The organism is Nocardioides candidus, from assembly GCF_041321175.1.
GTDB lineage: Bacteria > Actinomycetota > Actinomycetes > Propionibacteriales > Nocardioidaceae > Nocardioides.
Genome location: NZ_JBGGWC010000001.1, coordinates 1 through 12,925, shown reverse-complemented (window position 1 = coordinate 12,925; position 12,925 = coordinate 1). Strand labels below are relative to the sequence as shown.

General features: G+C 71.4%; 15 protein-coding genes and 1 tRNA gene. 9 read left to right on the top strand and 7 right to left on the bottom strand.

What is annotated here, in order from left to right:
* The first annotated feature begins 24 nt into the window (after window positions 1-24).
* Window positions 25-97 (top strand) — tRNA-Gly (locus ACAX67_RS00080).
* Window positions 98-128: 31 nt separating this feature from the next.
* Here ACAX67_RS00080 and ACAX67_RS00075 read toward each other — a convergent pair.
* Window positions 129-947 (bottom strand): class I SAM-dependent methyltransferase, encoded by an 819-nt coding sequence (locus ACAX67_RS00075; protein WP_370701771.1) that lies wholly within the window; start codon window positions 945-947, stop codon window positions 129-131.
* 90 nt (window positions 948-1,037) lie between these two features.
* On the opposite strand from ACAX67_RS00075, the gene ACAX67_RS00070 reads away from it, so the two are divergent.
* Window positions 1,038-1,667 (top strand): DUF2461 domain-containing protein, encoded by a 630-nt coding sequence (locus ACAX67_RS00070; protein ID WP_370701770.1) that lies wholly within the window; start codon window positions 1,038-1,040, stop codon window positions 1,665-1,667.
* On the opposite strand, the gene ACAX67_RS00065 is transcribed toward ACAX67_RS00070, so the two are convergent.
* The 3 genes from ACAX67_RS00065 to ACAX67_RS00055 all read right to left on the bottom strand — a co-directional run bounded on the left by ACAX67_RS00065 (window position 1,668) and on the right by ACAX67_RS00055 (window position 3,442).
* A complete protein-coding gene (locus ACAX67_RS00065; protein WP_370701769.1) occupies window positions 1,668-2,435 on the bottom strand; it encodes a hypothetical protein in 768 nt (255 codons plus the stop codon).
* Entirely contained in the window at window positions 2,432-2,926 is a 495-nt protein-coding gene (locus ACAX67_RS00060) for a SigE family RNA polymerase sigma factor (RefSeq protein ID WP_370701768.1), read from the bottom strand. Before ACAX67_RS00060 ends, ACAX67_RS00065 begins: the two co-directional genes overlap by 4 nt.
* Window positions 2,927-2,989: 63 nt before the next feature.
* Window positions 2,990-3,442: a nuclear transport factor 2 family protein gene (locus ACAX67_RS00055; RefSeq protein ID WP_370701767.1), complete on the bottom strand. Its 453-nt coding sequence runs from the start codon at window positions 3,440-3,442 to the stop codon at window positions 2,990-2,992.
* A 118-nt stretch (window positions 3,443-3,560) separates the two neighbouring features.
* On the opposite strand from ACAX67_RS00055, the gene ACAX67_RS00050 reads away from it, so the two are divergent.
* Window positions 3,561-4,241, top strand: coding sequence for a hypothetical protein (locus tag ACAX67_RS00050; RefSeq protein ID WP_370701766.1), 681 nt, complete (start codon window positions 3,561-3,563; stop codon window positions 4,239-4,241).
* Between the two features lie 109 nt (window positions 4,242-4,350).
* Here the strand turns inward: ACAX67_RS00050 and ACAX67_RS00045 are convergent, their stop codons facing one another.
* The gene (locus ACAX67_RS00045; RefSeq protein WP_370701765.1) at window positions 4,351-4,809 is read right to left on the bottom strand and encodes an RrF2 family transcriptional regulator; all 459 of its coding nucleotides are present in this window, start codon (window positions 4,807-4,809) and stop codon (window positions 4,351-4,353) included.
* 154 nt (window positions 4,810-4,963) lie between these two features.
* On the opposite strand from ACAX67_RS00045, the gene ACAX67_RS00040 reads away from it, so the two are divergent.
* Window positions 4,964-6,835 (top strand): acyl-CoA dehydrogenase, encoded by a 1,872-nt coding sequence (locus tag ACAX67_RS00040; RefSeq protein ID WP_370701764.1) that lies wholly within the window; start codon window positions 4,964-4,966, stop codon window positions 6,833-6,835.
* A gap of 60 nt (window positions 6,836-6,895) precedes the next feature.
* On the opposite strand, the gene ACAX67_RS00035 is transcribed toward ACAX67_RS00040, so the two are convergent.
* Window positions 6,896-7,789, bottom strand: coding sequence for a LysR family transcriptional regulator ArgP (locus ACAX67_RS00035; RefSeq protein ID WP_370701763.1), 894 nt, complete (start codon window positions 7,787-7,789; stop codon window positions 6,896-6,898).
* 69 nt (window positions 7,790-7,858) lie between these two features.
* Here ACAX67_RS00035 and ACAX67_RS00030 point away from each other — a divergent pair, with 69 nt between their 5' ends.
* From ACAX67_RS00030 to ACAX67_RS00010, 5 genes are read left to right on the top strand one after another with little or no spacing between them, the layout of a single operon-like run.
* On the top strand, window positions 7,859-8,461 hold the full coding sequence (locus ACAX67_RS00030; RefSeq protein WP_370701762.1) for a LysE/ArgO family amino acid transporter: 603 nt from the start codon (window positions 7,859-7,861) through the stop codon (window positions 8,459-8,461).
* A gap of 15 nt (window positions 8,462-8,476) precedes the next feature.
* Complete coding sequence (locus ACAX67_RS00025; protein ID WP_370701761.1) at window positions 8,477-9,541, top strand: family 43 glycosylhydrolase; 1,065 nt, start codon at window positions 8,477-8,479, stop codon at window positions 9,539-9,541.
* Window positions 9,542-9,584: 43 nt separating this feature from the next.
* Window positions 9,585-10,400 carry a maleylpyruvate isomerase family mycothiol-dependent enzyme gene (locus tag ACAX67_RS00020; RefSeq protein ID WP_370701760.1) on the top strand — a complete coding sequence of 272 codons (816 nt, stop codon included), beginning with the start codon at window positions 9,585-9,587 and terminating at the stop codon, window positions 10,398-10,400.
* The gene (locus tag ACAX67_RS00015) at window positions 10,397-11,326 is read left to right on the top strand and encodes an oxidoreductase (RefSeq protein ID WP_370701759.1); all 930 of its coding nucleotides are present in this window, start codon (window positions 10,397-10,399) and stop codon (window positions 11,324-11,326) included. Before ACAX67_RS00020 ends, ACAX67_RS00015 begins: the two co-directional genes overlap by 4 nt.
* A 60-nt stretch (window positions 11,327-11,386) precedes the next feature.
* On the top strand, window positions 11,387-12,058 hold the full coding sequence (locus tag ACAX67_RS00010) for a hypothetical protein (RefSeq protein ID WP_370701758.1): 672 nt from the start codon (window positions 11,387-11,389) through the stop codon (window positions 12,056-12,058).
* A 55-nt stretch (window positions 12,059-12,113) separates the two neighbouring features.
* Here the strand turns inward: ACAX67_RS00010 and ACAX67_RS00005 are convergent, their stop codons facing one another.
* A complete protein-coding gene (locus ACAX67_RS00005; protein ID WP_370701757.1) occupies window positions 12,114-12,725 on the bottom strand; it encodes an AMIN-like domain-containing (lipo)protein in 612 nt (203 codons plus the stop codon).
* Window positions 12,726-12,925: the final 200 nt, after the last annotated feature.

The following is a 12,925-nucleotide window of genomic DNA, read 5'->3' as shown; positions in this document are numbered from 1 at the left end:
TTCGCGACGCGCTCCCGGGCGCATGCGGACGTAGCTCAGTTGGTAGAGCGTCAGCTTCCCAAGCTGAATGTCGCGAGTTCGAACCTCGTCGTCCGCTCGGCCGCGTCGTTGTGAGAGTGACCTATGGGTCACTCTGGCAACGACGCGAGCGTGTAGCGGGCCTCGACGTGCAGCCGGTTGTCGCGGGCGGCGAGCTCGGAGGCGATCCGGTCGAGCGCTTCGGGCTTCTTCTCGTCCGGCACCTGCATCCACAGGCCCTGCACGGCAGTCCCGAGCGCCCACTCGAGCCACTGGTCGACGTCGCGGAAGTCGACGGGGTACGTCGCCCGCTCCGTCCGGACCCGGTCGAGCCCGGCCGCGCGGAAGAGCCCCTCGACGCTCTCGTCGGACCGGAACGCCTCGGGCATCTGGGTCGGGTCCATCCCGTCGTCCGGCCGGTAGGCGCTCACCACCTCCATGATCGCCCGGATGTCGTCGGGCCACGGGCCGAAGGTGGAGATGCCGAGGCGACCGCCCGGTGCGAGCTGCGAGCGCCAGGCGCTGAGCGCGGCGACGGGATCGGGGAGGAAGAAGACCACGAGCGAGGCCGACACCGCGTCGTAGGGACCTTCGGGCGGTGCCGTCGCATCGCCCTGGAGGGTCGTCACCTGGGCGAGCCCCTGCGCGCGGACCGTCTCGCCGAGCAGCTCGACCATCCGGGCCGAGGCGTCGACCGCGGTCACCGATCCGGCCGGACCGACCGCCTCGGCCAGCCGGACCGTGGCCGCTCCGCGCCCGGAGCCGAGGTCGAGGACCCGCTCGCCGGGCTGCGGCGCGAGCCGGTCGACCAGGCCTCGCGCGATGGTCTCGAAGTAGGCGACGCCGGACTGGTCGTAGGAGTCGGCGAGGCCGTCGAACATCGTCGCCCAGAAATCGACCCCGAGGGCCTCAGTGGATCCGTCGGTCATGGCGACCACTATCGCCCGGTCACCCGGCATCGCGGAAGAGCCGTCCTGGCGTCGCGCGACCCGTCCGGCCGCGCGCGTACCCTCTCGCGGGTGGAGTTCTCCGGTTTCCCCGTCGCTGCGCTCGACTTCTACGACGACCTCGAGGTCGACAACACCAAGTCGTTCTGGGACGCGCACAAGAGCGTGTACGACGACCAGGTGAAGGCGCCGATGCTCGCGCTCACGCACGCGCTGGGGCAGGAGTTCGGCGAGGCGAAGGTGTTCCGGCCCTACCGCGACGTGCGGTTCGCGAAGGACAAGACGCCGTACAAGACCCACCAGGGCGCGTTCGTGGGCGTCGCGCCGGCGACGGGTTGGTACGTCGAGGTGTCGGCTGCCGGCGTACGGGTGGGTGGCGGGATGTACCGCGCGGAGAGCGCGCACCTGGCGCTGATCCGTGAGGGCATGGCCGCCGACAAGACCGGCAAGCTGCTGCAGCGGATCCTGCGCGACCTCGAGCGAGGGGGCTTCGAGATCGGCGGCGACCGGCTCAGGACGGCGCCGCGCGGCTACGACAAGGACCACCCGCGCATCGACCTGCTGCGGCACAAGTCGCTGATGGGCATGAAGAAGTACGGCTTCGAGCCGTTCGTGCACACCCCCGAGCTCCTCGACCGGATCCGCGACGACTGGCGCAAGCTGCGACCGCTGGTCAGCTGGATGGCCAACCAGCTCGACTGACTACTGCGCGAACCACGCCTCGCTCGAGGTCAGCTCCAGCAGCGTGTCCACGTCGATCGGTGGTGCGTCGGTGACCGGCTCCTCGAAGGAGCCGTCGCCGTAGCCGGTCTCGCGGGCGTCGTAGGAGATCGCCGACACGATGTAGCCGTGGTTCCACACCGACACCTCGGTGTTGCGGACGCCGTCGCGCGCGCCGTGCATCGTCGCCACCGCGAGGCCGTCGACGACGGAGCAGGTCGTCACCGGGTCGTCGCGTCCCTCGAGCTGGTCGCAGGGGAAGTTGCCGGCGGCCGGCCCGATGTGGAAGGAGGTCAGCGTGCCGTCGTAGTGGAAGCTGACCACGAGCTCGTGGGCGGACTGCCTCGTGCGGTACATCTCGTCGTGGATCGGCGCGCCGACCGCGTGCGGGAGCACCGCCGCGAAGGCAGCCGGCACGTCGATGGCGGCCACCGTGATCGGCCGGTCGGGGTGCGCGGGCTGCCGTTGCAGGCGCTCCGCGGCGGTGGTCGGGGAGGTCGAGCTGTGCTCGGCGAAGCCGGGTCCCCGATCGCGGCCGAGGTGGGCGTCGTCGGACAGCAGGCCGGTGCCCACGCTCGTCGCCGCGACGGCCGCCACGGTCGCCGCGACGGAGACGGCCGCGGTCGTCGTACGCCGGCGGCGCAGCCGCTTCCGGCCCCGGGCCGCGCCACCGGCGACCAGCAGGTCGACGTCGGGCTGCAGGGTGCTGGTCCCGCCGTCGAGCATGGCCCGCAGGTCGGTGTCGTTCATCGCGTGGTCCTCTCCCGCATACGGGCGAGCGCACGCATGCTCCGGTTCTTGACGGCCCCAGGGGAGAGCCGGAGGGTCCGTGCGACCTCGTCGACCGCCACGTCGTCGAGGTAGCGCAGCACCACGACCGCGCGGTCGGTCGGCGACAGCGCCGCGAGCGCCTCCTCGAGGTCGACCCGCGCGATCGCCTGGTCAGCGGTGTCGCTCGTGACGACGTCGGGCAGGTCGCCGTACGGCACCTCGGCGCTGCTCCGCCGCCGCCGCGCACTGATGTAGGTGCGGGTCAGCGTCACCTGCGCGTAGGCGGCCGGGTTGTCCAGCGGCGGCGCGAGGCGACGGTGCATGCGCACGTAGACCTTCGCGAGCGTCTCCTGGACGAGGTCCTCGGCCTCGGCGCGCTGGCCGCTGAGCAGCCACGCGGCGCGGTAGAGGTGCGGGGCGCGAGCGCGGGCGAACTCCTCGAACGCGTCGTGCGGCACGGTCTCGATCATCTCTCTCCTGGGGTCGGATGACACCAGGTACGACGCCGTGCGCGCCGCCGAGGTCACACCCGATCAGGGCTTGGTGAAGCTCGCCATCGTGCGGTCGGGCTCCCAGAACGCCTTCATCGACTTCACGCGTCCCTCGTCGTCGACGATGTAGACCATGATCAGCTCGGTCACGGTGTAGCTGCCGTCGGGGAAGGACGTCTTGATCCGGCCGATGTTGGCGCAGGTGTTGCTGCCCGGGTTGGCGAAGGAGTCGTAGATGTCGAACTCGAACTTGGCGATGGGCGCGATCGCCTTCTCCCAGAACGCGGAGATGCCGGCGTGGCCGTGGTGGCCCTTGCCCTCAGGGTCGAACATCGACGGGCCGACGGGGTCCTCGAGCACGGCGTCCTCGGCGTAGACGGTGAGCCACTCGGCCAGGTCGCCCTTCGCGACGGCCGAGTAGGAGCGCTGGGAGGCGGCGCGCGCGGGGTGCGGGTCGTTGGGCGCGTTCCATGCGATGGCGTCGGAGGTGATCACGCCGCGATCGTACGACGAAAACTGGAACAGGTTCTAGTGATGGCCGCGACCGGTAGCGCTCGCCCGGGGTTGGGTGGATGTTCACCTCGCGGTCAGGTCGACCGCCGACCGTAGGGACATGGCGAAGAAGCGGAAGGCCTACCTGCACGTCGGGATGCCCGGCGTCGGAGAGGTCGTCGAGGTGGCGCTGGTCCACCACCGGGACGCCCTCGTCGAGCTCGGCGTCGACGTGCCCGCACACGCGGCGGAGGACACGTTCCTGTCCGCGGTCGAGATCCTGCGCGAGCACAAGGCCTGGGGGTTCGCCCGCAAGGAGGTCGAGGGCCAGTGGGCCACGCTCTGCCGGCGGGCCTGGAAGTCACGGCAGACGGTCGCGCTCAGCCTCCCGCTGCTCGCCACCGCGAGCCGTCCCGAGATCGACCTGCTCCTCGACGGCCTCGCGGGTCTGCAGGTCCACGCGGTCGTCACCGCGGGTCCCGCGGACGACGTCGTCGACGTCGTCGCGCGGTGGGGCGCCGCCGTACGCAAGCCGGAACGGCTGCACGTCATCCGGCTCGACGATCCCACGCCCGCGGCGGTGTGGCAGGCGTTCGGCAAGGTCGTCGGCTTCGGTACGGCGTCGCTCGGCCTCGCCGCCGTGCCGGAGCCCCTGGGGGCGCGGCCACCCGCCTCGCTCGACGAGGCCCGCCGGGAGATCGAGCGCCTGGCCCGCCGCAACCGCAGCCTCGAGCGCTGGCGCGCCGAGAGCGAGAACAAGCGCCCGAAGCTCACCAGGCGGATGCGGGGCGACGCGGCCTGACCCGCGAGGAATCCCCGGTCGACCGGGGAAACTGGCACTTGCCGGGGTTTGCAAACCCCTCGAAGTGCAGGAATCCCCGGTCAACCGGGGATTCCTGAGGCCGGTGGGACTAGTGCGCCTTCCAGGCGTCCTCGTCGGCCGTGCGCTTGGTCACAGCGGGGGGCAGGTCGGCGTCGGCGAGCTGCTGGATCGAGACCTCCTCGAACACCTCCCGCAGCGAGCTGCGGGCGGCGATCCAGACGTGCTGGAGCACGTCGGCGGAGTCGTTGTAGCTGACCGCCTCGGGGCGCAGGCCGTAGACCGAGACGAGGGGGCCGTCGACGGCGCGGATCACGTCGGCGACGGAGACGTCGGTCGCGGGACGCCCCATCCGCCAGCCGCCTGACTGGCCGCGCTGCGACATGACGACGCCCGCTCGGCGCAGGTCGGCGAGGATCGCCTGGAGGAAGCCGTGCGGGATGTCCTGCAGCCGGCCGAGCTCCTCGGCGCTGACGGCGCGTCCGTCCGCGCGTCCCGCCATCTCGATCAGGGCGCGGAGCGCGTAGTCGGACTTGGCGGAAACTCGCATAGCACCAGTGTCTCAGATTTCTCGGTCGCCTTACTTCACATGGGTCCGTGCTTGCCCAGAGCAAGCACCCCTCGTATCATTAAGTTACTGGCGAGTAGAACTGATCAGTAGGTTCGAAAGCCCGTTCCCTGTTATCAGCGAGGATTGGTGGGACATGAGCCACTACAAGAGCAACCTGCGGGACATCCACTTCAACCTGTTCGAGCTCCTCGGGCGCCAGGAGATCCTGGGCGCCGGGCCGTTCGAGGAGATGGACGTCGACACCGCGAAGGAGATCCTGGCCGAGGTCGACCGGATCTGCCGCGAGGACCTCGCCGCCTCCTTCGAGGAGGGTGACCGCAACCCGCCGGTGTTCGACCCGGCGACCAACACGGCTCCGGTGCCCCCGGGCTTCAAGAAGAGCTACGACACCTGGATGGAGTCGGGCTTCTGGAGCCTGCAGACCCCCGAGGAGATCGGCGGTCAGCCGGCCCCGTCCTCGCTCGTGTGGGCCACGGCCGAGCTGATCCTCGGCGCCAACACCCCGGTGTGGATGTACGGCGCCGGCCCGTTCTTCGCGAAGGTCGTCTTCGAGAACGGCACCGAGCGCGACAAGCGGATCGCCGAGATCATGGTCGAGCGGCTCTGGGGCGCCACCATGGTGCTCACCGAGCCCGACGCGGGTTCGGACGTGGGTGCCGGGACGTCGTACGCGACGCCCAACGACGACGGCTCGTGGAACATCGTCGGCGTCAAGCGCTTCATCACCAGCGCCGAGTCGGACCTGCAGGAGAACATCATGCACCTGGTCCTCGCGCGCCCGAAGGGCGTCGAGGGCATCGGCGGCCCGGGCACGAAGGGCCTCTCGCTCTTCCTCGTGCCGAAGTACCACTTCGACCACGAGACCGGTGAGCTGACCGGCGAGCGCAACGGCGCCTACGTCACCAACGTCGAGCACAAGATGGGCATCAAGGTGTCCAACACGTGCGAGGTCACCTTCGGCGACCCGCAGATCGGCGGCGGCGAGCCGGCCAAGGGCTGGCTGCTCGGCGAGGTGCACGACGGCATCGCCCAGATGTTCGACGTCATCGAGAACGCCCGCATGATGGTCGGCACCAAGGCCATCTCGACGCTGTCGAGCGGCTACCTCAACGCGCTCGAGTACGCCAAGGAGCGCGTCCAGGGCCCCGACCTCACCCAGGCCGCCGACAAGACGGCGCCCAAGGTGACGATCACCCACCACCCCGACGTACGCCGCTCGCTGATGACGCAGAAGGCGTACGCCGAGGGCATGCGCTCGCTCGTCCTCTACACCGCGACCGTGCAGGACCGCGTGCAGCTGGCCGAGAAGGGCAGCGAGGAGTACAAGTCCGCGCTCGCGCTCAACGACCTGCTGCTCCCGATCGTGAAGGGCTACGGCTCGGAGCGCTCGTGGACCCTGCTGGGCACCGAGTCGCTGCAGACGCTCGGCGGGTCGGGCTTCCTGCAGGAGTACCCGATCGAGCAGTACGTCCGTGACGCCAAGATCGACACCCTCTACGAGGGCACCACGGCGATCCAGGGCATGGACTTCTTCTTCCGCAAGATCGTCAAGGACGGCGGCGTCGCCCTCGGCGGCATCGCGGCCGAGATCAAGTCGTTCGTCGAGGACGAGGCGGCCAACCCGGAGCTCAAGAACGAGCGCGCGCTGCTCGCCAAGGCCCTCGAGGACGCCAACACCCTCGTCGGCCAGCTGGTCAACGACCTGATGAGCGCCGACGTCAACTCCGGCGGCGACCTGCGCAACATCTACAAGGTCGGCCTCAACACCTCGCGTCTGCTCATGACGCTCGGTGACGTGGTCGTCGCGTGGCTGCTGCTCCGGGGTGCCGAGGTGGCCCTCACCGCCCTCGGCGGCGACCCGGGCTCCGACAAGGCCTTCTACCAGGGCAAGGTCGCCGCGGCGCAGTTCTTCGCCGCCGAGGTGCTGCCGAAGATCAGCGCCGAGGTCGCGATCGCCCAGGCGAGCGACCTGGCGATCATGGACCTCGACGAGGCCGCTTTCTGATCTGATCCATCGTCGTACCTGACCTACGCGTCGGAATTCTCTGAATTCTCGACCCGGAGGTCAGGTACGACGCATTTTTGCGGGCTGACGAAGGTGGGTCCGGGCGGCGGCGTGGACGGCGTCGGTGATCCGGGAGAGCGCGGGGGAGGCGAGCCGCCAGCGTTGCCAGAAGAGGGGTACGTCGACGTGCTCACGCCCCGGGAGACGGACCAGCCGCCCGGACGCCAGGTCGGGAAGGAGCTGCGGCTCCGGCACGAGGCACCAGCCCAGGCCGCGGCGCGCGGCCTCGTGGAAGTCGGTCGAGGTCGGCACCTGGTGCGCGACCCGCGCCGTGACGCCGCGGGCGGCGAGCAACGAGTGCTGGAGCTCGTCCTTGTCGTTGAAGACGAGCACCGGCATCCGGGCCCAGTCCATCGAGCGGCCGCGCCGCCAGCGCTCGACGAACGCGGGAGAGGCGGCGGCGCCGTACCGGAGCGTGCCGAGGGGCTCGACGCCACATCCCTGCACGGGCACGGGGTCGCTCGTCACGGCGGCCAGCGTCTCCCCGCTGCGCAGCAGCCCGGCCGAGTAGGCCTGGTCCTCGACCCGTAGCCGCAGGGCGACGTCCTCCCAGCCCGCGGCGGCGGACAGCACGTCGCGGAACCAGGTCGCCAGTGAGTCGGCGTTGACGGCCACGGGGAGGCTGACGACATGGTCGCCGTCGTCGGCGGCGAGCCGCGCCTCCGCGTAGAGGAGCCGGGTCTGGCGACCCAGCCGGACGTAGGCCTCGCCGGCGGTCGTCGGCCGACACGGTGCCTGCCGGCTGACCAGCACCTGCCCGGCGGTCGACTCCAGTGCGCGGATCCGCTGGCTCACGGCGCTGGCCGTCACGTGAAGGACCCGGGCAGCCGCCTCGAACGAGCCGTGGTCGGCGATCGCGACGAGCGCCTCGAGCTGGGCGGGTTGCGGCGTCATGAAGCAACGCTAAGGGATACGCAGAAACATTCGCTGGGCTTGGGCCCGTCCAGCACCTACGGTCGTCGCGTGCTCACCGCTGCCGGCGCCGGCCTCCTCACCGGACTGTCCCTGATCGTCGCGATCGGGGCGCAGAACGCGTTCGTGCTGCGGCAGGGCCTGGCCCGGCAGCACGTCGGCCCGGTGGTCCTCGTCTGCGCGCTCTCGGACGCCGTGCTCATCGCGGCCGGCGTCAGCGGCATCGGCGCGATCGTCGAGCACGCGGCCTGGGTGCTCGAGGTGGTGCGGTGGCTGGGCGTCGCGTTCCTGGTGTCGTACGGCGTCCTGTCCCTGCTCCGCGCGCGCAGGCCCGAGACGCTGGAGGCCGCCCGGGCCGGTGTGCCGTCACGCCGCGCGGCCGTGGGCCGGGCGTTCGCGCTCACCTACCTCAACCCCCACGTCTACCTCGACACCGTGCTCCTCCTCGGCTCGATCGCCAACCAGCACGGTGACGGCGGGCGGTGGTGGTTCGCCGTGGGCGCGGCGCTGGCGAGCGTGCTGTGGTTCTCCGGTCTCGGGTACGGCGCCGGGGCCGGCCAGCGCCTCCTCGCGACGCCGCGTTCCTGGCAGCTGCTCGACGTGCTCATCGGCATCACGATGTTGGCGATCGCCCTGTCCCTGGCGCTGTCCTGATCTAGAGTCCGGCGCGTGCCGCGCCTCTTCCGCCTCGTGCTCGGACCGATCCTGCTCGGGCTCGTGGGACTGCTCGGTCCGGTGGCCGGCGCCGCTCCGGCAACGGCACGGGCGCCGTACCCGGACCCGATCCTCACCAGCGAGCGGACCGGCGACCCGAGCGTGGTGCCGACGCTCAACGGTCGGGTCATGGTGGCGACGGGGCCGCTGCTGCGCCGCGCGCGGTGGGACCCGGGTGAGGGGTGGCGCTGGATCAGCGCGCCGCTGAGCCGGCTGCCGCACTGGGCGGCCGCGCGGGGCGACGTATGGGCGGCCGACCTCGCGCGGTTCGGCGACCAGTGGGTGCTCTACTACTCCGCGCCGGTGCGGGGGCTCGGCCCCACGGGGCGGTGCATCGGGATGGCGACGGCGCCGACGGCGTACGACCGGTTCCAGCCGGTCGACGCGCGCCCGCTCGTCTGCTTCCCGCGGGCGGCGACGCCGACGGCGTACGACACCGTGCCCGCCAAAGGCGGCCTGCCCCGGCACGGGCTGATCGACCCGTCGGTGTTCGTGGACGACGACGCGACGCCGTACCTCCTCTACAAGACCGACGGGCGGCCCTCCTCGATCCGGCTGCTGCCGCTCGCGGCCGACGGGCTGCGCCCCGCGGACGGTGCGATCAGCACCGAGCTGGTGCGTGCCGGGTGGGTGATGGAGAACCCGGTGGTGGTGCACCGCGGCGACTACTACCACCTCTTCACCTCCGAGGACATCTGGTCGAAGTGCAGCTATCGCACGGTCTGGCGGCGGTCGACGGACCTGCTGACCTGGCCGCTCCGGCCGCGGCGCGTGCTGTTGTCGCGAGCCACGACCAACGGGCTCTGCGGCCCGGGTGGCGCCGACGTGCTCGTCGATCCGGCGCGCCCGGCGCGACCGCTGATGTACTTCCACGGCTGGGTCCTCGACCGCGGCCTGCGGCCGCCTGACCCGCCGTTCGTCGCCGGTCCGCCGGGACGTCCCGCGCACCGGGTGCTCTACGGCGCGCGGCTGCGCTTCGTCGACGACGTGCCCCGGGTCACGGGCTACCTCACGCACTGACACGGGCCGATCGGGCCGCGCCGCCGTCGCTACGATCGCGGCCATGAGCGATGCCGAGCGACTCGCGACCTACGTCGAGACCTGGTGGCAGGCGATCGGTGACCTCACCGCCCTGCTCGACAGCCTTCCGGCGGACGCGTGGACGCTGCCGACCGACCTGCCGGGCTGGGACGTCAAGGCCGTGGCGGCCCACACGGCGCACCTCGAGAGCCTGCTGGCCGGCGGTCCGGACGAGCAGGCCGACATCGGCGAGGCGCCGCACGTGACGTCGCCCATGAGCCAGTTCACGGAGATCGGCGTCGTCACCCGGCGCGACCGCGACGCCGCGTCGATCGTCGAGGAGATCCGCAAGGCGACGGCGATCCGCCACGAGGCGCTGCTCGCGGCGCCGCCGACGGATCCCACAGCACCGGCGCCCGGCCTCTTCGGCCTGATCGGCTGGAGCACGCAGACGCTGCTGCGCAACCGGCCGCTGGACGTGTGGATGCACGAGCAGGACGTACGGCGGGCCGTCGGACTGCCCGGCGGCATGGACACCGCGCCGGCGAAGCACACCGCCGACTACCTGTCGGAGGGCTTCGGCTTCGTCGTGGGCAAGAAGGTCAAGCCTCCCGTGGGCACCACGGCGGTGCTCGAGGTCGAGGGCAGTCCCGTCGTCGCCGTCGAGGTCGACGACAACGGCCGCGGCCGGCGGCTGACCGAGGCGCCCGCGTCGCCGACGGTGCGGCTGACGATGGGCCGCGAGGCGTTCATCGTGCTCGCCGGCGGCCGTCGCGCCGCCGAGCCGGGGGCGGTGACGATCGAGGGCGACGCCGAGCTGGGTCGCGCGATCGTGGCGAACCTCGGCACCACGCCGTGAGCGCGACCTGGCGGGTCGACGACGTCCCCGACCAGAGCGGGCGCACGGTGCTGGTGACCGGTCCGACGGTCGGCGGCCTCGGCCACCACACGGCGTTGGAGCTCGCCCGCAAGGGTGCGTACGTCGTCCTGGCCGGCCGCACGCTGACGAAGGTCGACGAGACGGTCTCCGCGATCCGCGCCGAGGTGCCCCGCGCCCAGCTCGAGACGCTCGAGCTCGACCTGGCCAGCCTCGGGTCGGTGCGCAAGGCCGCCGCCGCGGCCGCTGTGTTCGGACCGATCGACGTGCTCGTCAACAACGCAGGGGTGATGGGCACGCCGTACTCCCGGACGGAGGACGGCCTCGAGCTGCAGATGGCGACCAACCACTTCGGACCGTTCCTGCTCACCGGCCTGCTGCTGCCACAGCTCGCGGAGAGCGGCGACGGCCGAGTGGTCACGGTGTCGTCGCTGATGCACTCGGTCGCGCGCAAGGCGCCGCTCGGCGACCCGACGAGGAAGAAGGGACGCTACGCGCGCTGGCCGGTCTACGCCCAGAGCAAGCTGGCCAACCTGCTCTTCACCGCCGAGCTCGACCGACGCCTCCGCGAGGCCGGCAAGCCGGTGACCGCGGTCGCCGCCCACCCCGGCTTCGCCGGCACCCACCTGGTCGCCAACGGCCAGACGGGCCGCTCGTCCGGGGGCATCGCCTCGATCCTCGACGCCGCGGTGAAGGGCGTCTCCCAGCCGGCGTACGCCGGAGCCTGGCCGTCGCTGATGGCCGCCACCGACGACCTCCCCGGCAACACCTACGTCGGCCCCGACGGCTTCCGGCAGATGACCGGCACGCCGCGCATCGTCGGTCGCTCCAAGCTGGCGCGCGACGAGGAGGCCGCGCGGCGGTTGTGGGAGATCAGCGAGGAGACGGTGGGGCTGCAGTACCCCTAGGGCGGGGGCGTCCTGAGGCGTTCGCGGGACGTCGCGAGGCGGCGATGAAAGCCTTGCCGCATGAAGATGGCAGAGGTTCTTCGCGGTCGGTGGCTCCTCCTCGTGGCGCTCGTCGCGATGCTCGGGGTGAGTGCGGGAGGCGGCGCTGCTGTCGCCAGCCAGCTGATCGGCTCGAAGGAGATCGCGAACGACAGCATCCGGTCGATCGACGTCCACAACCACTCGTTGAAGAGCGTGGACGTCCGGGGCGGCCTGGCGCCGGTGCCGACGGCCTACGAGTGGACGTCGTCGTTCACCGCGGACGGAACCTTGGGGCTGATCGACGACGGTCGGGGCTACGTGCCGCTGTACGTGTCGGACCGGACGCTGCCCGCCCGCGCCCATGTCCAGGGCGTCGACGTGTCGGTGACGGGCGACTTCAGTGGCTGCACGTATCCGAGCCTCATGGTGGGGGTCTTCAGGCCCGCGGGGTCCTTCAACAAGCCCTGGGGCTACTTCGACACGGTCGGGCAGGTCGATGGGTTGAAGGGCGAGGAAGCGGCGCGCCGGATCTCCGTGGACGACGTGCAGCTCCGGGCCGACAAGCCGTCACGGTTGGCGGTGGTCGTCATCTGCTACACGTACGACGACGCGACCGACGAGTACAGCGCCCAGCCTGTCCCGTCCTTCACGGCCACCGTGGCGTTCACCGTGACTCGTACCGCCGCAGGGGCGCCGCACCCGTTCGACTAGAGGTGCGGCGGCGCCGTCACGGGATCAGTCGCTGGATCGATCGGGTCGGGTCGAGTCAGCTCCACTTGTGGGCGACGTCGATGACCAACCGCCGGCCGCTCGCGTCGTCGAGCACGAAGGCGCGCACGGGCAGCCGGGCGCGCACGCCGATCCCGATCGCCGTCTGCCCCTCGAACGTGCCGACCCACCGGACCTGGCGGAACGTCCGATAGCCGTCGACCGCGACGAGCTCGCGCGGGTGCGCGGGCGTGAAGGTCGGGTCGCCCTGGGCGTCGTACGCCGGCGCGTCGACGACGAGCTGGAGCTGGGCGCGGCCACGGAGCGGGACGCGGAGGCCGGAGCCGTCGGCGACGACGTGGTCGACGTACTCCACGCGGTAGCCGGTGGTGCCGGAGCCGTCCCCGCCGAGGTCGATGACGAGGCGGTCGAAGCAGGCATGCTGGCCGGAGCGTACGTCGACGACCTGCTTGCTGATGTGGTGGCGGACGCCCTCCTTGACGAGCGATCCCCACGGGGTCGAGCAGGCCTGCTTGTCGACCATGCCGCCTCCGGCTCCGCCATCTCCTTCGCCGCCGCCGCACGCGAGGGCGGCCGCCGGGGTGGCGGCGAGTGCGAGCGCGAGGGCGGCCGCGCCGGCGAGGCGTCGGGGGTTGGTGGTGAGGTTCATCGGGTCCTCCTTCGTCGGGACACCCCTTTCACGCCTGACGTCTCGCGGTGGTTGACGAGGGTGGAATCGTGATCGGTTGTTGCATTTGGGATCGAACACGTGTACGATTGGGGTATCAACTCGGGGGAAGGTCGGATCGGTGGTCGCAGAGCTCGTCCAGCAGCCGCACCCGATCACCTCCTGCGCCCAGCAGGCGATCG